Origin of the sequence: Metallosphaera sedula DSM 5348 (assembly GCF_000016605.1) — an archaeon.
Lineage (GTDB): Archaea > Thermoproteota > Thermoprotei_A > Sulfolobales > Sulfolobaceae > Metallosphaera > Metallosphaera sedula.
Genome location: NC_009440.1, coordinates 1838364 through 1859078, shown reverse-complemented (window position 1 = coordinate 1859078; position 20715 = coordinate 1838364). Strand labels below are relative to the sequence as shown.

Here is a 20715-nt window from a genome sequence, read left to right as displayed (position 1 = left end):
CACAAATACCCCAGTAAATTGGTGCTTGACTACAACAAGTATCCCTTCATGGTCTCTGTTGACGAGGTAATCAAGAGAGAGAACGCTGTCGACCTTTACACCCTACTCACCACTGATGGAAAGGCTATCAGGGAGGCAAAGAACAGGATAAGGGAGATAGTCACAGGCAAGGAGGTTAAGAGGCTCAAGGAGTACACCTCTCCCCAGCTGGTGTTCTTCGCGGAGCTCCTCATCCTGGGAGTCCTGAATGACAAGAGAACCACGGAGAGAGTCCTTAGAAAGGAAAAGGATCTATTCATGAGGGACCTTGAAAGGGAGGAGGACGCAGACCTCCTCACCGTGTTCAAGTGGCTAGGGTTCAACGTTAAAATGAGTAGCCTAAAGTATCACGAGGTAACAAGGGGAAAGGTTCAGCCCAAGAGACTAGACTATTCTCTCCACTTTCTGGAGTACCTCAAGGCGATAAAGGGGAGCAAGGAGTTCCCCCTGACGCAGAGGATACTCCACAAGGGATACGTCTACATGGATAGATCAACTCTCCTCAAATTGCTAGGTTTCAATCTCTTGAAAAGGTTAAGGGAAACTGTGAAACCAATCCCCATGGAGGAAGTTCCAGAGACGCTCGTGGACATCATAATGATGAGAGGAGGGAAGACGCCCCCGTGCATAAGGGCAATCCAGGAGAAGAGGGAAAGATCACGGGAGGAGGCCCTCGCCCTGGCAGTTTACATGGCCAACACGGGTTCCAGCGTGGACTCAATAGCCCTAGTCCTGGAGAAGAATGGGGAGGAGAATCCCATGGAACAGGTTAAGAGGATCTTCAAGGAGAAAATGGTGATTTACTCCTGTCAGAGAATGAAAGAGTTGGGCATGTGCGTTTCAGACTGCGGGACTAGATCTCCTCTTCAGTTTTATTACGGTAGCGCAGACATCACCAAGTGAAATCTCTGCCCCAGGGTTATTATGGACGCCACAAACAGCCCGTAGAAGATCACGGTGGAGATCAGTGGAAGGAAAGGAAGGAAGAGGAGTATTAGCCCCACCAGGATTAACCTCTCCCCCCTCTCAATGAGTCCCTTACCCTCTGCCTTTATTCCAAGGGACTCTGCCTTAGCCCTCAAGTAGGAGATTGATAGGGAAATCCCAACAAGTATTGCGGTCAACAGTGGAGGAAACCCCAGCAGGACCAGAGACCCAATGAAAAGGGTATCCTCAAGCCGGTCAAAGGAGGAGTCAAGAAAGCTACCCTTAGGTCCTGCAAGACCCCTCATCCTGGCAACTTCCCCATCCAATGCATCTAAAAGGGAGGATATTGCCAGGGTCAACAGTCCGAGCAGGGGATTCCTAGTGAAATAGATTACTCCCAAGTATACTAGGGACATGACCAACCCCAAAGCAGTGACTTGATTTCCCGTGAAACCTGCCTTCACCAGGGCAGATGCCATTGGCCTCAAAACCTTCTTGGAGGCGCTCCTTAGATTTGTAATCATGGTACCACTACCGTTTTAAGCTGTGGAATACGTTGAGACTTGGTCACAATGAAAGCTAAAAAACTGATCCTCGTGACTTCCGAGTCCCACCCCAATCACAAGGGATTTCTAAGCATAGCTGAGTCCATTGCCAAGGAGTTCAACCTTGAACTAGAGACCAAGCTGGAGGACTACGCCTTCCTCTCAGACTACGGTGAAAAGGATGAGTTCGGAATGAGTTGGTTACCTCAGCTCTTGGTTCAGTTAGAGGACGGAAGAATTTACCCAATCCTTACCCAGATGCCCATAGGCAAGGACATAAAGCCAGACCCCGAGGCCGGAAGGCAGGAAGCGATTAACAAAATTAAAAATCTCGTCTCATGAAGATTACACTAGTGAGATAATTGAGCACACCACATAGGGAAGTTCCACACGTTCCATTTGTGCCGACCCCTGAAAAGGTAGTGCTGAAAATGCTGGAGGTTGCAAAGGTAGGACCAGAGGACATTGTTTATGACCTAGGATGCGGTGACGGAAGGATAATAATTGCTGCAGTGAAGAATTTTGGGGCTAAGAAAGCTGTGGGCGTTGACCTAAGCGATGAAAGGCTTAAGGAGGCAGAACAGAACGCCATACAGAACGGAGTTAGGGACAAGATTGAACTCAGGAAGAACAACTTTCTTGACGAGAACGTATCTGATGCCACTGTGGTTACTCTCTTCCTGTTGACCAACGCTAACGAGCTTCTAAAGCCGAAGTTTGAGAAGGAACTTAAACCTGGGACCAGGGTGGTTTCCCACGAGTTCGAAATGAAGGGCTGGAAGCCCAAGGAAGTAATTAAGGTTGAGGACGGGAACATGCACCATCTAGTTTACCTTTACGTTATTGGTGAGCATCAATGAAGATTGTTGTGCTTAAGAGTGAGTCAGGAAAGGTAACCTCTGATGCCCTTGAGGAAGGGGAAATAGGTGATGTCGTTAGGAAGACTGCAGAGAAGGCACTAAAGGAGTGGAACGAGCTTACCTCAGACTTCATCATAATGAGGGACTCGCAGGAGGCTAGGATACCTCTACCCCTTAAGCCTGATATGTACGAGAAGATGAAGAACTTCCTTACAGGAAAGGATAAGACGTCTGCAATAGTCAAGTTACCAATCTTCATCATTAGCTTTGAGAACCAGTGGAAGGAAGAGAACTTCCAGGACAAGAAGGTTTACGTCATCTCCTACTATCTAAATGAGGAGCTCAAAAAGGAATTAACGGATTACGCTGCTCAGGTTACTTCAGAGGAAGCCGAGAAGGAAGAAGAGATAGAGGAAGAGGACGAGGACTTAGAGGAGTAGTTTTTAGCTTTAGTTGCTAGGAAACCTTAGCTTCCCCTGAAAATCCACGCCTCTCTAAGTCTTGAAGAACGAGTCGATTGATGTCGTGGACTCTATTCTATCCCAGCTCACATTGAAGCTTTTCAATAACTGTTCGAAGGTACTTCTCACGCTCTCATAGTATTTATCCACATCAATCTCTGAAAGCTTAGCTAGCTGGACAGGTTTAACTCCCTCCTTAGTCTTTACCTTTACGAAGCTAATTATATCCCTTGACATCACTTGTACGTTCATCTCCGCCAGCTGTGCCGCAGCCTTAACGTGCTGTGGGGTGTTCTTCTCATAGGACTTCACGTCCCTGGATAACATGACCCTGAAGGCGAGCTCATCCAAGTTATATTCCTTCATCTTAAGCTTCCTGTACACCTCCTTAACCTGCGCCGTTAAGTCTTGAATTGCCTTTTCGAGCTCCTCCTGGTTCTGAACCTTCGCTAGCCTCTCCTTAGCCTCATTGAAGGCCTGCTTCAGAAACTCTGGGGTGTTCCTCTTCTTTGCCAACATGCCCTTTATGTCAACCTTGGAATCCTTGAACACACCGAAGTAGTTCTTCTTAAGACCGGAGAAGGCAATGAACCTGTAAGTTTTGTCCACCTCTAGATCAAGCCCGAAGTTCTGCCTGGTCCACTCCACCAGTTCCTCCAGCTTCTTCTTATCAGGCTGGTGAATGAAGAGCGAGTCCGTATCCCCGTACACAACCTTCAGCCCAAGCTTGTTAGCCATTTCCTTGGTGGACGTGATTACGTACCTACCTAGGGCTGTAACGCTCTCTGCAACTGCTGGGGCGTACAAGGGGAAGGTCTCCGCACCGAAGACGCCATAGGTCGCATTAATGAACACCTTCATGCCCCTCTGTACCACGTCGTACAACATCTTTCTCTCCTCGTCTATGTTGCTCTGTTTCCCTTTCTTCTTGTAAATTTTGACCCTGAAGTCCCTAAGTAAGCCAGTTACCACTGCAGTAATCCCGGGCCTGTCCACGCACACCTCATGGATTTTCGCCCCACTCTCATCCCTTATATCCCTTTTCTTGTTACATTCCTTCACATCAACGGTTTCATAACTGAGGTTCCAGTTCCTGATGATGGAGGGATACAGTGAGGCGAAGTCCAGAACAACTACGTCAAAGTAAACCCCCACAGGTGGGTCTATGACCACTGCGCCCTTGTATCCCTTTCCCTTGATAATGGCAGCTGTCTTCAACCCAGAGGAGCGTTCAAGGATTTCCTCCTTGAGGGGGATTAACCAGTTCCTTTTCCTATGTTCCCAGTAGTACAGGTTCTTTACCCAGGCTGATATCTCTGTCCTAGTTAGCTCCTCTATACCAAGCTTGGAAATTCTGGAGAAGAGTACAATCAACTTCCATACTAGTTCGTTGTTGAACGTGGTCAACTTCAGCGTGATCTCCGAGTCCCTGTAGTTGTACTCCACGAGTTTAGACATGTTTAGGTCGCTAATGGACTCGTCCAACTTGACCTTGGAGAGACCCAAGAGTGCCTGGGCTACGGTGTCAAGGTTGTACTCTGAGTACTTCCCCTCAAATGCATAGTTCCTGACCGCCTTGTTGAAGAAGAACCTGTACAAATCTATGTGAAATCCATATCTGAACTTCGCGTCAGGTTTCCTGCCAAAACTAGAGATCTCGAAGGGTATCTCATCCTGTAGTAACCCGAGCTTGAAACCTCTGAAGATCAGGTATGGGATATCGAAGTCGTCTCCGTTAAAGGTCAGAACCATGGGATATTCCTTAAGAATGTCAAACAACCTGGAGAGAAGCTCCCTCTCTGTGCGGAAGACCTCAACCTTGATATCCTTACTTTGAATCGGACTATCTCCCCTATCAAGGACTAGGACCAGTTTCAGGCCATCGCTCCCTGCTAGGGCTACGCTTATCACGGGGTACTCGGCCTTTACTGGATCCGGTACCCTACCCATCATGGGAGTATAAACCTCTATATCTATTGCGACCCTCTTCACCGACGGAATCTCGGACTCAAAGAGGGGAGCCCAGTCTAGCGCCATCTCTTGAGCTATCTGGTCAGCATCCTTGAACGCTTCCTTTACCTCTTTGACGTCAACCTCCGGCTTAAGGGGGACTAGCTTCCCCTTCTTTACCACGTAGGGCATCCCTGGTATGAGGCTGAAATCGTAAATATAATTGTTAAAATATTTTATATGAGCTTCATAGGCCCTTGGGACATATTCTCTTAGGCGTCTCACAGCGAGGGGGTCATTCACCACAATCTTGGTTAGGTTAATAGGTTTCCAAGTGTAGGGGTCTATTTTAGTGGTCTTCTCAAGCCTAACAAAGGACTCATCCTTAACAATCTTTGGAATTTTTTGGATCTGATCTGGCTCTAAATCCACAAGGAAGTATGACTTGTGACCCGTGCTGTCGTAAAGGACGTGTAGCTCACCCGTTTCAGGATCATAAAGCTTGCAGACAGCCTTCCCCATTTTACCATCATAGTCTACGGAGAGAAGAAAGTACTTTCTCTCCTCCTGCGCCTGTTTAACTGTGTCCTTTCTTAGCCTCGCTGGCCTTTCCAGAGGCCTCTCTTCCTCCTGCGTCTTCTCTTCCTGTTTAACTGGTTCCTCTCTCTTGATCCCAGAGAAGTCAGCAAGGGTAAGCTGTCTGGCCATTATACTCATATTGGCTTAAACTTCTTTAAACCTTTGAGGTGTTCAGAAAATGAGAAATAGGTAAAGTTCAAATCAAGGTATTCCACCCTTAGCCCTTTGTGGGACCATGGGAAGTTGAGTAGCCGTCCGTGAATTCGTGTGAGAAGCTAGGACAATATCTCGCTACGGAATAGGCGGACCCGCCGGGATTTGAACCCGGGACCTAAGGCTCCGCAGGCCTTCGCTCTGTCCTGGCTGAGCCACGGGTCCAATTCCTAATCTGGGGTCTTACCCTACATCCTCATCTCTCTCCCCAAGATAAAAGTTTACTATACGCTCTAAGGATTGCCATGAATGTTCCTCATTTTCACGACTCAATCCCTGATTATCCTAAACGTATCAGGCATCCCAGAGTTTAATTCTCTTTGTCGACTTAATAATAGTTGCAAATCTAGACTTCCAGTAATTCCATCCTGCTTAGTATACTTTCTTGATCCAATAAAGAAAAATTTAAAACATTACTTTATGACTCATTCTTATGAAAATATCGATTCAGATATCTAGCAAACATGAACCCAACGTAATACTATCTCTATTCTCTGACCCAAAGTTCTTCTTCGAGACTCTTCTACAGTTCAAGATTATGGACTTCGAGAATCAAAACACTTTCTTTGTTTATGGGGAACTAACGTCTCTCTTTTCACTCGTGGACATAGAGGCCAAAGTAACTAGATATATTTCAAATACAGGCGTTATATACGTTCTTAACGTGGCTCCAGGACTGGTCAAGTTGCCTCCTGGGAAGGAACTAGATAGGTCTTTCAAACCAACCCCGCCAAAGGGTAATGGCAAGATCACCATAACTAGAACAGCTTCCTCAATTAATGTCGAATTTGACTATGAAGGGGAAAGGGAAAAAATGATAGTAAACTCGTTAAGTAAAAGGTTCAAGTCTATAAGAAATCTCGATGATATCATTTGGAAGGAGAGGGTATCAAGACATCTATAAAGGCTTACAATTCTAAAATTTTCCAGATAGTGTTAATAAAATACAAATTATTTAAGAATGTAGTGTATCAGAGATAAGATTATTCATTTCAACGCGATGAACTATGACACAAAATAAAATAATCATGTAAATATACGGAAAAATACAATATAAAAATGCCTTTACATTATTTGTCTATGTCTAGCGGGAATAGTCTGGCCTACGTGACGAACTTATAGCTAAGTTACATCAACTCTGGCAAAGTCAACACCCAAGGCACTGGCTTTACGAAGGACAGATTAACAACCGTTCCATTGCCAACCAGCAATGGATCATGGAATATGTAGCCATAGGTTCCGTTCTTGGTAACTCCCCAGGTCCACATTTGAGCTTCCATGCTTGGAGTGGTAATGATTGTTATGAAGGGCTTCGATGCTGTATACGAGAACGTAACATTACCGTTCACAGCATATGCGAATACTAGAGAAGGTACTTGTCCGGGCGCAGGTGAAGTAACGTTCTGAGGATCGTAGAACACCACTGAGAAGTTGTAGTTGTCAAGCTGTCCCACGGGAGTACTTATTGTGGTACCGGGTTGCACCACGGTGATAATATTCCCTGCCACTATTACGCCTCCCTGCTGAGAGTTAATTACCTCAGTGTAAGCGTTTATTGGTGTTAGGCCATATGCCGTCGATACTCTCACACTGGACTGGGATGCAACAGGTCCTTGAGGCGTCTTTCCAGCCTCAAATATCCATATCACGGGCTTGAAGAACTGCGTGTTCACCATTACTCCGTTTCCGTAAATCCAGTGGTCTGCAAACTTGTAAGACCCGCCAACGTACGTGGTTCCGTTGAAAGTACCGCCGAACCAAGTCCAACTCGTCCAGGTGTTGGGTGCATAAACCACAGTTATTGCCGCATCAGGTCCCTTTGTGCTATTCACAAGGGAGTAGGCTGGAGATATGTGCCCGTTAATTGCGAAGGCGAAGGCATAAGTTGGGGTCAAGTTAGTGTAATCTGGTGCTGGAGGCAGAACTGCCTGAGTGCTCAGGAGAATTAACGAGAAGTTATAGATGCTCGCCATGCTCCCATTAGGAAGTAGTGCATAAGTTCCTGGCTTAACTATGGTCATCACAGGTCCTACCTTGAGAATTGCTCCTTGCGTAGCGTTTACTGTAACTGTCTGCTCTCCAATCACGTTAAACGTGGGAGTATTGAGGTTATAATACACGGTGTCACTCATTGAGGGCACTTGGGTCACGGACCAGGTCTGTTTTACTATCTGCCACTCTCCGGCTGTTGAATTGTACATGAGGTAGGACACCATGTTCACGTGGATGTCGTATATCCCTGGGAACCCTGGCTGTCCCTGGTTCACGAAGAGCATGAATGGAGTATCGTTGGCTATGACCTCTGCCATTCCTGGGTTAGTAGCGTTTAGTACCACGTGCACCTGCAGTGGGATGGCTGTGCCATTGGGCAAGAGGTTCTGGGAGTACTCCATAACGAAGATAGAGTAGCTATCCCACGTGTTAAAGAAGTTCTCTATGGAGGAGAGGCCAGAATAGGTGCCGTTCTTGAGACCTGGAGGCAACTGCCCAGTTATGGTGAGGGTAGCACTAGGTGAGAAGTATTGTCCCGTAACTTGACCTGGGAACTCAGCTCCCAAACCGTTAATCTCGGATAAGACCTCGGAGAGAGCTGTCCACTGTGCTAACGCGTGCTGAGAGGGATAGCCTGCTATCACGGTAGAGGGAGGCACCTCGTTTCCAACCCAGGTCATCTTGGTGATTAGAGGAGTACCTTGTATGTACTGGACTGTAAGGGTAATGGAAGCATTGAATACCTGCAGGTAGATTGGGTCGTTGGTGGGTGCAACGAAGTACTGTATCACGGTGCTGACCTGATAGGTGTTATTGTTCATTGCGGTGATGGTGGGAAGAGCTGTAGTGTAGAAGTAAACAGTCTCGTAGTTACTAAAGAATGAGCCTAACCAAGTGAGATTGAAGGAACTATAAGTGTAGGTTCCTGGGAAGGGTGCTCCCATCACGTTTGCAGTGAAATTCGTAGCAAGGTATGGAGTTACATCTGCAAAACTCTCAATGGCTATTCCATCCCAGAACTTGAATGCAGTGTTTAGGGCTGCCCCCTCCTTGTATGATGCGCCTCCAGTGCTCACTTTAGACAATAGTTGCTGGTACATCTGTTTGAGCATGGTGTAATTGCTCTCGGCCTGATTAAACATAGAGAGGTACATCATGTAGAGGTTATCATACTTAGAGGCATTTTGCTCTGCAGCAGTTAGCTGAGTCTTGTAAGTCTGTAGGGATGAGTTAAGGGAAGCTATCTGAGAGGAGAGTGTGGATATAGTTTTATTCTGCTCACTAACAGTGCTTTGAAGAGATGTTAGAGACCCTGAAGCCGTTGAGTACTCATAAAAACCGACTACTGACGCAACGAGAAGAACTATTATAGCTACGGAAAATCCTACAATTTTACCATCCATCTTACATCTAACTGCACGTCTTGAAAAGGCTTAAAAAGGATTTACCCAAATCTTTTTTTCTTATCTTGAACGTCGTGAAAGAAAAAGCTCTTGTCTCTCTAGAGCGTAGAGGCGAGATCAGACCTCACACGGAAACCATCACATATCAGGCCGGGGTTCACTCATCACTTCAGGGCTTGAATGAAATTGATGAGACTAGCCCTAGTATCTCCACCTACTTTTCCGTGGTACCCCTTAAAGTAATGGGAGCATATCTGAGGAGGAGATCCACCTATACCCCTATCCTTCAACAGCTTTGCGAGCCTAATCAGGTCGAGGAGAGGTGCCACAGCGTTAGGCCCATCCAAGCTCTTCATGGAAACGTCAATCCTTACCTTAGCACCTAGGGCATATTCTCCCTCTATCACCATGTAACTTACCCTTCTATCCCCTAGAAATTCTACGTAGTCGGAAGTTCCAGCAACCACTTCAACTCCATCTTGCTGGCTGGAGATGTATGATGACTTTATCCTCTTCTTGAGTTCCTTTCTGGAATCCTCTAGGGTCACGAGAGTCTCAGTGGTTCCTGAGATATCAATCTGATAGGACCTAGTTACCTTTACCCCCCTCTCGGTAAGGAAGTTGATTATACCTGCGTGAAGAGCAGTTCCACCTATCTGGCTTATGAGGTCGTCACCTAGGAGAGGTAAACCAGCGGATTTGAACTTCTCCTCAAACCTCTCCACTAGAGGAGCAGGCGAGGCATTAACTAGGGAAGAGCCTGCCTCCAGCGAGTTAACTGCGTAGTACTCGCTCGCCCTCTCAACCCCCGTGGGAAGAAGGTTAACAACCACGTCTACCTTGTTCTCCCTGAGAACGGATTTAACGTCCACTGGCCTCTCCTTGGACTCCTCAATCACCTTACCCAGTATTCCCTCAGTCCCGTCCAGGGTAGGTCCCCTAAGCACGACAACGTCAGACCTCACATCCACGTACTTTTCCACGACGTTAGGTTTCTCAAAGATAGCCTGGGACAGCTTCTTACCCACTTTTCTCGCATCAATGTCAAAGGCAGTAACAATATCAATTTCCTCTGGCCTATACTCTAGGTCAAGTATTCCTGGCACGCGTCCTCCTTGCTTAACGTATTCCACGCCCTGAACAAGGGAGGAAGCAACGTTTCCTACGCCCACTATGCCAACTCTTATCAACCGAACACCACCAACACCAGGGGAGCCAATATTCCCACTACAATACTCAGAACTGCAGCAATTATAACACTGTCCCTCTCGCCCGATTTCACAACCTTCACAGATCCTTCCCTGAACATCTCCCTAATGACAGGTATATAGTAACCTGCGGAAGCTGCGCTGTTGATCACGGCGATGACCACTAGCCATGGGAGAGAGTAGGCGGACTCGAACAGGAAGAGTTTCCCCCAGAAGCCAAGGATTGGTGGGATTCCAAGTAAACTCAAGAGAAGTATAGAGGAGGAAGCAGCCAATGCCCTATCTCCCTTGGCTAACCCCCTAAGTCCCTCTAAGTTGGTGGTACCAGTGAGCTTCTCAAGGTGACCAAGGAAGTTGAACAAACCTGCCTGCGCAATTACATATGCAAGTATTTGGGTAAATATTCCAGCCTCAGCCAACGCCGTGTTGACCTGGATCACGGCGAAACCAATGAGAATGAACCCAACCTGGGCAATACTACTGAAGGACAGAATTGAGGCTACGTCGCTCCTAGAGTACGCTACAATGTTACCCACGATCATACTAAGGATTGAGATGGTTACAAATAACGCGATCACAGCTATTTCCTCCTCATAGCTCGGGTCACCTAACGTGAGTATCCTGAGAAGTGGAACTATGCCCACGAGTTTCCCTACACTGGACACGAAGGAGATCGAGCCCCTATCAGCCATGGTATAAACGTCGGGTAACCAGCCCTGGAAGGGGAAGGCTCCGATCTTGAATAGGAATGACATTGAAAGAAGTGCTATGCCCAGAACTAGGAGGTCTGGGTAACTCAACGAGGAATAGGCGAGTGACAATGTTCCCGTTGCCACAACATAAGCTGCGAAACCTAGTATCATGAATGAGGAGGAAACTAGTCCTAGGATCAGGTATTTTATTCCTGCATCCACGGACTTCCTGTCCTTTCTCAACATAGTTATGGCGTAAGTTGCAGCCGAGGAGATTGCCCATCCCGTAAGTATTATGAGTACGTCATAGGCGAAGGACATGTAGATTACGCCAAGGTCAGTAAGCATCATGAGGGATAACATGGAAGATCTAGTTTTCCAGTCCCTCATATGCCCTCCTAACCCTGCTAGGGCTATTAGCGTGCCGACCAGGGTCACGATGGAAAGAAGATAGCCAGGAACGTCTAGGTATAGGGATCCTGTGAATATTGAGTAGCCATACAACTTTAGAACTAGGGATATGCCAAGGATAGCCAATGATACAAGGAGAGTCCCAGCAGTGAGACCCACGGAAGCTTGATATCCCCTGTCATCCTTGTCCATGAAGAGCACAGTTAGGGAGGAGAAAAGGATAAGGATAGAGGGGATTACAACAGGAAGGTAAAGAAGTAGGTTCATTAGATCACCCCGAACACAAGTAGGACTATGACCATCAAGAGGATCAACCCACCCACGTAAAGTCCGACGTAATCCCTGAGTAACCCAGTCTGAATGTCCTTGAAGTACTTGTTGCCAGCAGATATCAGGACTGACGGAAGCTTCACATTAAGTCCCATGTCGATTGTTCCATACTCGAGGGCCCTATATGTGGCCAATGCACCCCTGTACAACGAGACGCCCAACCTATCTAGGGCAGGGTAGATGTACCATCCATAGTAGAGGAAGTTAATGAGAGGCCTTAATCCCGCATATCTGGCAAAGTCCCTAGGTGAAAGATACAACGCGACCGCGATGACTATACCGACAAGGGAAAGTCCCAACTCTACAAAATCGAAGCCAAATCCTACCGCGAAGAAGTGAGATGCCATAAACCCTGATAGGAGGGAGATTGAAGCACCCAAGCCAATAGACGCCAGCACTAGGATAGTGGGAGATATAAGCATCTCTGGGTAAACATGTCCCTTCTCCTCTTCGTGGGTCTCTCCCTTCCACAGGAAGGTTTTCATCACGTACCTTACAATATATATTGCTCCCAGAAACTCCAGGAAGAGATAGAACGTGTTTAGCGGAGCGCTTGCCGAGGTTAGGGTTGAGATATAGGAGTGAGCCCAGAAACCCACTAGAGGAGGCACGTTAGCGAGGTTGAGGGCAGCTATTAGCTGAAGAATAAAGACCCACTTTAATTCCCTGTATAGTCCTGATACCGTGCCCATGTATCTCGATTCCGTGTAATGGATCACGCTACCAGCGTTCATGAACAGGCTTGCCTTGTAGATACCATGAGCTATCATCTGGATTAACCCAATTGCTATCCCAGAGAACAGGAGAATGAGGTTACCATCCAGGATGGCTAGCACACCTCCCATGGAGGACGCGAAAATCATGAGTGATATCTGATCCGCAGTTGAGTTGGCTAGAACTACTTTCTGCTCGTTTGACACCAGGGCATTGAGGCTGGTGTAAAGGGCTGTGAACAGGGAAATCCCTGCCATTACCGAGAAGAAAGTGAGAAGAGTTCCCACGTCTTGACTGTTAGCTTGGAACGCAAGGTAAGGATAGGTAAGGAATGTGAACATCGCCCCTAGATTGACCATGGTGGCCGCGTGGATTAAGGCACTAACAGGCGTTGGACCTGTCATGGCTGTCACCAACCATTGAGTGAAGGGGAACTGGGCGCTCTTTGAGAGGCCTCCCAGGAAAAGTAGAATCAGCATAGTCAACCCGAAGGGGAGGGTCGCCATCTCACCGAGTACCTGGAAAACACCTGGCAGGGATCCAACTTGCGTAAAGAGCATGGTGGATCCAGTGAGCGTGGAGGTCGAGGTTAAATACACCAGATACCCAAGGCCAAGTAGGAGGCCCACATCGCCTACCCTCGTGAATATCATTGCCCTGATTCCAGAGGTTGTAGGCTTCGAAAGGAACTCCATGTTGAACACAAACCTACCCTTATCACCTACCACGTTCTTCTCGTTGTCATCAAGCCAGTAACTAATTAGACCGTAGGACGCAAGACTAGTACCCTCCCAACCGGCCATGAAGAGGAGAATATTATTGGAAAGAACCACAGCGAGCATGGAGCTCACGAAGAATCCGAAGAACCCCCAATATCTCCTTAACACGTTATCCTCTCTCATGTATCCGACACTGTAAATACCAATGAAGAACGACAGAGTAGACACGAAAACTGCCAGTATTGACTGAAGGAGTGAGGAGCTAAAGGAAAGGTAACCAAACATGGTGTAAAATTGTGATGGAACGAAGAAGGTCCTATTAACCAGCAAGGTGGACCCAAGGTTTAACCAGGCTAGGATCATGCTAATACCTAACATGATGTTAACAATCCATCCCCTCACATCTCTGCTTAACTTGGACGTGGTGATAAGGGCTAGAAGCGAACCCAAAGCTGGAAGGAAAACTATTAGCGGTAGGTAGATGTCCTGTCCTGACACGGACTGGATAAAGTTAACTAGGGACTCCACACTGACTTGAGGGAAGAAGAAGAGGACAACGCTAAGCCCCGCCAAGATGAGCATGGGTACGCTATACTCCGCTATCTTGTCCAGCGAAACTGGATTTTGGGGTTTCCCAGCGTAGACCTTCTTAAAGAGATAGGTGGCGTAAGCTGAGGAGAGCCCAATTGCAATGAACAACGCCACCACGACTACCAAGAACCAGGATATACCCACCTTCTGCACCAGTTCTCCAGTCGCAAACAGGAGAAGGACTTCGCTGATAAGCCCTACAGTAGGAGGAAGACCAAGTATGTTCAGTAGTCCCAGGAATGAAAGAGTAGTATGAAGGGGAGAGGTCTGGTACAGTCCTCCCAACTTCTCTATATCCCTCTCGTGGGCCTCAGTTATGTTAGCCCCAGCGCTCATGAAGAGGAGAGCCTTTCCGAAGCCGTGGGATACGTAAATCAACGCTGAGGCAATTATCCCAAGTGGGAGCGAAACTAAGGTCAGGGGTAACCCCATCAGGAACGCAACTCCCGCCCCCAGCATCATGTAACCCATTTGCGAGACGCTTGAGTACGCCAGGAACCTCTTGAAGTCCCTTTGAGCCAACGCATTAATTCCACCGTAAATCATGGTGAGTAAGGCCCAACCCACGAAGATTGGGGCAAGGAACGACATCCCGGGGAACATGTAGAAGTAAAGGATAACCACGAAGACGCCAAGTCCCACCATGTTGGGACTAAGTAACACGGAAATGGGAGTTGGAGCCTCGCCGTGGGCATATGGTAACCACACGTTAACTCCAGCCTGAGCTCCCTTCACCATCATTCCTATAACCGCAAGGAGGAAGATGGCAACGGCGTACCCCACGGTAGAGTAATCGTGAAACACGTTCAACGCGGAGTAAACGTCCATGCTACCGGTCTCTAGGCCTATCACTATCACCGACGCGAGCAAAAGCACCGTACCCACGTGGGTCCAAATGAAGTAAAGCAGGCTTATTCTCCTCCTGTCTCCATATCCGTAGAGCATGATGAGGAGGAAGGACGTCACGAGGGCTATCTCCAGGAAAATGTAAATTTCTAAGAGGTTAGTGGACAACACAGTGTAGAGCATTGAGACGGAGAACAGAGAGTAGAGCCCGAAGAAAAGACCCCAGTTTCCTGAACCAAGTTCGTGGAATCTTTCCTCCATATACCTCAAGGAGTAGGGTATGGTGAGCAGGGTTACCGCAAGTATGGTAATCACGAAGGGGAAGTTCAGATCCGTCACCGTCAATCCAAAGGAGCCAATGGTCTTGGCCACGAAGAAGTTCTCAAATAGTCCCCTCCTGAACAGGAAATAGCCGTTGAGCGCTATCGCTATTCCCGTGAGAGTTGTAGAGGACTTCTTGTCCTTGATGAAAAACACGAGGGAGGAGAGCACGAGTGAAGCTACCAAGAGGTAAATACCTAGCATTTAATCCACCTCCAACGAACCCTTTTGCCTATAATACAGGATAATGGAAGCGAAAGCTACCACGACCTCTGTGAGGGCCATACCTATGGCAAACACGGAAAAAATGAGAGGTGTATATGACTTCCCAGCTAGGGAAGACATGGAAAAGATTAGAAGAATTGAGGCGTTAAGGATGATCTCGGAGGACAGAAGAACCCTTATCACGTTCTTGCTGTTCAGAAGTCCGTATATCCCGATTGCCACCAGAAGACTAGCCACAACTAGAGCCGTATCCACAACAATGGGATTCATGTTAATCCCTCCTTGCTAGGGAAAGCGCCTCAATCATTGTTGTGAGCAAAGCTATCACGAGTACCACTGCAGGGAACCAATACTGCGACACTATTTTCTCACCTACCACTGCTAGATTGAGGGGTTGTATCTGAACTGGAGTGATGGAGCTGGTGGAGAGAACTAGAACGGCGAAGAAAGCTACAGCCGATAGGAGGGCCATTGCAGGAGCCCAAGGAGTTCTAATTTCCTTGACCTCTAGCCCCCTGAACATTACCAGAGAGATCGAGAGGAACACCACGGTTGCCCCAACGTAAAGGAGGAGGTGAAAAGCCGAGTAAAGGGAGTAGGCCTCAGGGTCCAGATCTGCTATCAACACGGCCACAGATATCCCCAGAAAGGCTAGGGACACCGCGGAATAGAACACGTTCTTTGAGTTCACGATGAAGAGAGCTGTAGCCAGGGCGAAGATGGAGAAAAGGAAGAATATCCCTATCTGAAAGTCACTCTGTGTCAGGTACATACTTTATCCCCTTGTCCTCATCTATTACCGCCTTTACTTTCCTCACCACAGGTCGCAGGGGAGGTTGATCGAAGTCTTGGTCAAATCTCTCTGGATTGAATATCAGCTCCCTTCTGTTAGAGAAGGCAGCATCATGTACCCCTGTCTCCTTAAGTGCGTCCACGGGACAAATGTCCACGCAGAAGGCACAGAAAACGCACCTACCGTAGTTGATTGTGGGGAATTTCTTCCCCTGGTCCGTGACCATCTTCATGGCATCCGCGGGACACACCATGGCACACAGGGTACAGCCAATGCACACGTCCTTGTACAGCCTTATCATTCCCCTGTAACCTGTGGGAAGGGACATTGACTCGTCCGGGTACTTCAGGGTTATCCGCTGGGGCTTAACGAAATACTTTATCCCAGCCCCAACGGCCTGAAGATGCCCGGAGACCACGTTAAATGGAGACTCTCCCTTTTTGTATTCCTTTATTTTTACTGAATCCATAGGTAACCCACCACTAAACCTAGAAATAGGGAGGCTATGGCCAAGGGGAATATATATTTCCAGCTTCCCCTAAGGGCCTGATCCAATCTATACCTCCCGTAGACTGACCTGAGGAACACCGAGAAAAACACGAGAATTGAAGCCTTAATAACCGTGAGAAGGGCTCCTGGGAATCCTGAAAGCGGGTACCAGCCCCATAGGAACATGTCAGTAAACACCAGGGCGTACACAAAGTTCCCCACGTAGGAGCCTGCCATGGTTAACACAAAGAGGAGACCGCTGTACTCCGTCGCTGGTCCAAGAACGAGCTCAGTATCGGCCTCAGCTATATCAAAGGGGAACCTCGCACTACCGATTATCATTGCAATGAAGAAGGTCACTGCTGCAAGAGGATTGGCAAGAATTCCGGGTACCCCCGTCTGAACTATCTTCACTAGATCCAGCGTATGATACTCCAGGGCCATGGATATGGTGGACATGAGCAAAAGCACGTCATAGGACACGGAAAGGTAGGATTCTCTGACTGCCCCAACTATGGCAAACCTATTGTTGGTACTCCAGGCCATTAGGATGATCATCGCTGGATAAATGGACTCTATTGCCAGGATTAATAGCATGTTATACTGGGTAAATAGACCCACCAAAACTCCTAACCCCACGTTGGGATCGTAGAAGTCGTGGAAATAGATCGAGAAGATTGAACCAGAAGGTGGGATCACTGACACTGGTATCACTGCAAGGGGGAGAAAGGACATGGCCACAACGAGCACTGGCGTCAGCGCGAACAGGGTTGGGTTAACTCCCTCGGGCACTATAACCTCTGAGAACACGAATTTCAGAGCATCAGCGACCAACTGAAGGTACCCTCCCAGTCTCTTGGAAGCGTAATAGGGACCAATCCTCATTTGAACCCTCGCAGCAGCCTTTCTCTCAAACCAGATAGTTGTAAGGAGGAGTATAGCAGTGAAAATTAACCCTGGAAGAATTATTGGAGCGAAAAATGATGGGTAGAGAATATAATATCTGATATCGAATAGAATATTCATTATCTATCAGCCTCCGGTGGGAAATAGTCTAGGCTACCGTAAATCGAGACCAGATCCGCGTATCTAGCCCCTTTCAGGAGATTCTTCATCACGTATATTGACCTGTATGACGGAGTTATCATCCTCAACCTATAGGGTTTAGCTGAGCCGTCGCTCACCACGTAATACACGAGTTCGCCTCTCCCTGCCTCAACCCTTGAAATCGCCTCACCCTTAGGCGGCCTGAAGGAGGCGTAATAACCTGGCATAACGATCCTCTTTTGTCCTTCCCACCACTTTTTCAACCTGGTGGGCGGAATTTGCTTGAAGAACCTATCGCTCAGGATTTGTCCTTCAGGAATATCCTTTATCACCTGCTCCAGTATTCTCAGGCTCTGTTCAATTTCCTCAAACCTGACCAGGGTCCTTGCGTAACCATCTCCTTCCTTATAAACCGGTATTTCAAAGTCTAGCTTGGAATAAGCGCCATAGGGCTCGGCCTTTCTAGCGTCGTAGTAAACCCCAGAGCCTCTGAGGTTTGGTCCAGCAGCTCCCCACTCAATAGCCTGTTCCCGTGTCATAACACCAACGTCCTGTAACCTTGCCTTAATGTTGGGGTTATTTAGGAAAATCCTCTCCCAATCCTTCATCTTCTTACGTTGGTATGCAATGGCCTTCTTGGTCATCTCTATGACGGCTGGGGTCAGATCCCTTCTGACTCCCCCTGGAAGGATGTAGGAGTTAGTTATCCTTGCACCCGTCAGCGCCTCAAGAATCTGAACCCAAACTTCCCTATCGCCGAACCCCCACATGAAACCTGTGGAATGCCCAATGAAGATGGCCAGGATACCCATGCCGTACAGGTGACTTGCTATCCTGCTTATCTCTGCGGCAAAGCTCCTCAGGTATTGTGCCCTCTCCGGAACGTCAACGTTAAGTATCTTCTCGACCGCGAGGATGTATCCAAGGTTCATATTAACTGAATCAAGGATTGCAGGCCTTTCCACGAGCGGGATCAAATGAATGTAGTTCCTGTTCTCTCCCAGTTTCTCAACAGCCCTGTGCACGTACCCAGGGTCAATTTCCGCGTCCTCTATAATATCTCCATTGAGCTTAACGAAAATTCTCATGTGCCCTGATCCTGGATGTTGAGGCCCCACATTGAGTTCTCCAGTGACGGGGACTATGTCCAGCTCCATCCCGCCACTTTTCATTAAATCATCAACTTGACTTGTCAACGAACAACCCCTCCGTCTTAACCTTGAAACTCTTTCTCAGGGGGTAAACCCCTTCGAAGTCCTCAGGTAGGAATAACCTCCTCATGTCTGGATTTCCCTCGAAGGTTATCCCCAACATTTCGTAGGTTTCCCTTTCCCCGGTCCACACACTTCCCCAAACAGAGAGAAGGCTCGGGACCACCGGTTCCTTGTATGAGGTCCAAGTCTTGAGCGCAATGATCACCTTGGAAAGTTGAAGGTCAAAGGAGGAAACGTGGTAAACCACCTGGAACTTGGCTTGATCGGGGTAATCAATACCGGTCACTGCCTTGACGTGGTCGAAGCCAAGCTCCTTTAAGACTTTCGCAGTTTCCACGAGTTTCGACTTATCTACCTCAATGGAACCCCTTGTGTCGCCCTCAACCTTCAGGGGTATTTTCCGCTCCTGAAGGAGCTTCACCACTAGGTCTATGGGTTTCTCGCTCACCTTCTCAACCCCCAATAAGTAATCATGTTGATCTGCCTTATGGCATAGTAAAGGACTGGATACATTAAAACTAGGAAGGATCCCACAACTATCAAGAGGTTCCTAAATAGGGTGAAGTTATTGTAGAATGGAACCGCTGCGGCCACAAAGAGTAAAACTACTATGGGCTCGAGCGTCGTGTACACGAGAAGGTAACCATAATACTGAAGAGGAAACCACAGCCTACCTTCTCCCGTGGGAATATTACCTGCCTCGAACCTGGCAGTCTTCAAAGGATTCGGGTTTCTAGGCATAACTAGCTCTAGGAGTTTATACGTACCATATGCCCCCAAAAGAACTAAGATGAAGGGCAAACCGAAGGATAACACTGCCTGAGTGTAGGTCATGCAGTGTTAGATAGACTAGAAGGAGTATAAAATATTTGCTTTTGACAATCGAACTATGCTTATATATTTTAAAAAACTAGAATTGTGCAGATGTAGGTTTACTTTATTTTTTCTAGAATCATGCGAGAGTTTCTTATACACTTCCAGACTCCGTTTCTCGGGACTCCCTCGATGCATCTCGATGAGACCAGCTCCTTCTCCTGGTCAAGGGTAACGGGATCGTCCTCAGGCCTCACGAAGTTTTCGTGAAGAATGCAATTGGGCCCTGCGAACTTAAAGAGCAGGGGGTGGACCTTCTTCACCTCGTCCAGCATGAGCCAGGCCACTGCCCTAATCTCCCACTGTGCCCTAGTACATAACCTGAGTCCAAAGAAGTTGTAGAGCTCCCTTGCGTTCATCGTAACCACTAGGTTAGTGTTGACGCCGTTTGGTAGGACATACCTAGCGTCTTCCTCAGGTACCCCCGACTCTAGGACACGAAGGTACTCCTGGTATACCTTTTCGAATGCCTCGGGTGACTTGAAGCTAGGTGGTACAACGGGCCTATAGAATTCGTCCTTTGGCTTAGCGAAACGATGCGACATCTGGGTGTAGGATGCTATCCTATGCCTCACAAATTGGTGTGAGGCTACCCTAGATATGCCCTCTATGGAGAAAGTGTAGACCGAGTGCTCCAGAACTGACCAGTATCCGTGGATGATTGAATCACGAATCCACGTTTCAATCTCCTCTTGAGACATGTCCTCGTGGTGCTCCCAGCCGTGTCTCGACCTGCTCATTTTAGCTGCTATCGCAACAACTTTCTCTCCCTGTGGGTTGTACGCCACCAACCTTACTTTAAATGGAAGGGCCCTACTTATCATTTGACCTATTATCTATCTAGAAAAGAAATAGATATTATTCCCTGATACCAGGTACTACCTTTAAAGAATCCATTTAGATATGACTTTCTCACTCAGTCACTCCGCTAAACTTCTCCACAACCCTAGTGAGTAGTGCTGAATTCTTCTCTGCATCCTTCTCTGCCTGCTCTAATACCTTCTTTATCTCCTCTTCCTTTACCACGTTAATCTTCTGCTTGTAAATCGTGATATCCCTTAGCTCGTCCTCAAGCATGTCAAGAACTATCTCCAGTTGAGCTGGCTCTATCTTAGCTGTCTTCGAGGCCTTATCCCTGAAACAGGTGTAGTGAACGACTGCTTTCTTGCTCGTGAAGGTAAAAAGCTCATCCCAGTATATCTTGTTTTTACAGATATCGCACGTCCACTTGGTTTCCGGTCTGCTCATCTGCATAGATACATTTTAAATTAAA

The 20715-nt window shown here is 47.6% G+C and carries 20 protein-coding genes and 1 tRNA gene; 5 read left to right on the top strand and 16 right to left on the bottom strand.

From position 1 onward, the window contains the following. The first annotated feature begins 21 nt into the window (after positions 1-21). Positions 22-942 carry a DNA primase regulatory subunit PriL gene (gene priL / locus MSED_RS09800; protein WP_225938922.1) on the top strand — a complete coding sequence of 307 codons (921 nt, stop codon included), beginning with the start codon at positions 22-24 and terminating at the stop codon, positions 940-942. Here priL and pgsA read toward each other — a convergent pair. Next, positions 915-1490 (bottom strand): archaetidylinositol phosphate synthase, encoded by a 576-nt coding sequence (gene pgsA, locus MSED_RS09795; RefSeq protein WP_012021838.1) that lies wholly within the window; start codon positions 1488-1490, stop codon positions 915-917. The two genes, priL and pgsA, sit on opposite strands and share 28 nt — an antisense overlap. A 48-nt stretch (positions 1491-1538) precedes the next feature. Here pgsA and MSED_RS09790 point away from each other — a divergent pair, with 48 nt between their 5' ends. From MSED_RS09790 to MSED_RS09780, 3 genes are all read left to right on the top strand, one after another. Further along, positions 1539-1853: a hypothetical protein gene (locus MSED_RS09790; RefSeq protein WP_012021837.1), complete on the top strand. Its 315-nt coding sequence runs from the start codon at positions 1539-1541 to the stop codon at positions 1851-1853. Positions 1854-1942: 89 nt separating this feature from the next. Then, a complete protein-coding gene (locus MSED_RS09785) occupies positions 1943-2371 on the top strand; it encodes a protein-lysine N-methyltransferase (protein ID WP_048060165.1) in 429 nt (142 codons plus the stop codon). Beyond that, positions 2368-2811, top strand: a complete 444-nt coding sequence (locus MSED_RS09780; RefSeq protein ID WP_012021835.1) for a DUF2286 domain-containing protein — start codon at positions 2368-2370, stop codon at positions 2809-2811. The genes MSED_RS09785 and MSED_RS09780 overlap by 4 nt, the downstream gene beginning before the upstream one ends. A gap of 54 nt (positions 2812-2865) precedes the next feature. On the opposite strand, the gene MSED_RS09775 is transcribed toward MSED_RS09780, so the two are convergent. Both MSED_RS09775 and MSED_RS09770 read right to left on the bottom strand, forming a co-directional pair. Beyond that, on the bottom strand, positions 2866-5490 hold the full coding sequence (locus tag MSED_RS09775) for a DNA-directed DNA polymerase I (protein WP_048060164.1): 2625 nt from the start codon (positions 5488-5490) through the stop codon (positions 2866-2868). Positions 5491-5664: 174 nt separating this feature from the next. Beyond that, a tRNA-Arg gene (locus MSED_RS09770) sits at positions 5665-5739 on the bottom strand. Between the two features lie 268 nt (positions 5740-6007). Here MSED_RS09770 and MSED_RS09765 point away from each other — a divergent pair. Continuing rightward, positions 6008-6478, top strand: a complete 471-nt coding sequence (locus MSED_RS09765) for a DUF3211 domain-containing protein (protein WP_012021833.1) — start codon at positions 6008-6010, stop codon at positions 6476-6478. A 223-nt stretch (positions 6479-6701) separates the two neighbouring features. On the opposite strand, the gene MSED_RS09760 is transcribed toward MSED_RS09765, so the two are convergent. From MSED_RS09760 to MSED_RS09700, 13 genes are all read right to left on the bottom strand, one after another. Next, positions 6702-8969, bottom strand: coding sequence for a hypothetical protein (locus tag MSED_RS09760; protein WP_012021832.1), 2268 nt, complete (start codon positions 8967-8969; stop codon positions 6702-6704). A 164-nt stretch (positions 8970-9133) separates the two neighbouring features. Then, complete coding sequence (locus MSED_RS09755; protein WP_012021831.1) at positions 9134-10159, bottom strand: inositol-3-phosphate synthase; 1026 nt, start codon at positions 10157-10159, stop codon at positions 9134-9136. After that, positions 10156-11547: an NADH-quinone oxidoreductase subunit NuoN gene (gene nuoN, locus MSED_RS09750; protein WP_012021830.1), complete on the bottom strand. Its 1392-nt coding sequence runs from the start codon at positions 11545-11547 to the stop codon at positions 10156-10158. The genes MSED_RS09755 and nuoN overlap by 4 nt, the downstream gene beginning before the upstream one ends. After that, complete coding sequence (locus MSED_RS09745) at positions 11547-15005, bottom strand: proton-conducting transporter transmembrane domain-containing protein (protein ID WP_012021829.1); 3459 nt, start codon at positions 15003-15005, stop codon at positions 11547-11549. The genes nuoN and MSED_RS09745 overlap by 1 nt, the downstream gene beginning before the upstream one ends. Beyond that, a complete protein-coding gene (nuoK, locus tag MSED_RS09740; protein ID WP_012021828.1) occupies positions 15006-15296 on the bottom strand; it encodes an NADH-quinone oxidoreductase subunit NuoK in 291 nt (96 codons plus the stop codon). Position 15297: 1 nt separating this feature from the next. Further along, complete coding sequence (locus MSED_RS09735; protein ID WP_012021827.1) at positions 15298-15798, bottom strand: NADH-quinone oxidoreductase subunit J family protein; 501 nt, start codon at positions 15796-15798, stop codon at positions 15298-15300. Beyond that, a complete protein-coding gene (gene nuoI, locus MSED_RS09730) occupies positions 15779-16288 on the bottom strand; it encodes an NADH-quinone oxidoreductase subunit NuoI (RefSeq protein ID WP_012021826.1) in 510 nt (169 codons plus the stop codon). The genes MSED_RS09735 and nuoI overlap by 20 nt, the downstream gene beginning before the upstream one ends. After that, the gene (gene nuoH / locus MSED_RS09725) at positions 16276-17334 is read right to left on the bottom strand and encodes an NADH-quinone oxidoreductase subunit NuoH (RefSeq protein ID WP_012021825.1); all 1059 of its coding nucleotides are present in this window, start codon (positions 17332-17334) and stop codon (positions 16276-16278) included. Before nuoH ends, nuoI begins: the two co-directional genes overlap by 13 nt. Next, entirely contained in the window at positions 17334-18551 is a 1218-nt protein-coding gene (locus MSED_RS09720) for an NADH-quinone oxidoreductase subunit D (RefSeq protein ID WP_012021824.1), read from the bottom strand. The genes nuoH and MSED_RS09720 overlap by 1 nt, the downstream gene beginning before the upstream one ends. Beyond that, positions 18535-19017: an NADH-quinone oxidoreductase subunit C gene (locus tag MSED_RS09715; RefSeq protein WP_012021823.1), complete on the bottom strand. Its 483-nt coding sequence runs from the start codon at positions 19015-19017 to the stop codon at positions 18535-18537. The genes MSED_RS09720 and MSED_RS09715 overlap by 17 nt, the downstream gene beginning before the upstream one ends. Further along, on the bottom strand, positions 19014-19403 hold the full coding sequence (ndhC, locus tag MSED_RS09710; protein ID WP_012021822.1) for an NADH-quinone oxidoreductase subunit A: 390 nt from the start codon (positions 19401-19403) through the stop codon (positions 19014-19016). The genes MSED_RS09715 and ndhC overlap by 4 nt, the downstream gene beginning before the upstream one ends. A gap of 98 nt (positions 19404-19501) precedes the next feature. Next, the gene (gene thyX, locus MSED_RS09705; RefSeq protein ID WP_012021821.1) at positions 19502-20266 is read right to left on the bottom strand and encodes an FAD-dependent thymidylate synthase; all 765 of its coding nucleotides are present in this window, start codon (positions 20264-20266) and stop codon (positions 19502-19504) included. 88 nt (positions 20267-20354) lie between these two features. Next, positions 20355-20690: a DUF2175 domain-containing protein gene (locus MSED_RS09700; protein WP_048060163.1), complete on the bottom strand. Its 336-nt coding sequence runs from the start codon at positions 20688-20690 to the stop codon at positions 20355-20357. Positions 20691-20715 lie beyond the last annotated feature (25 nt).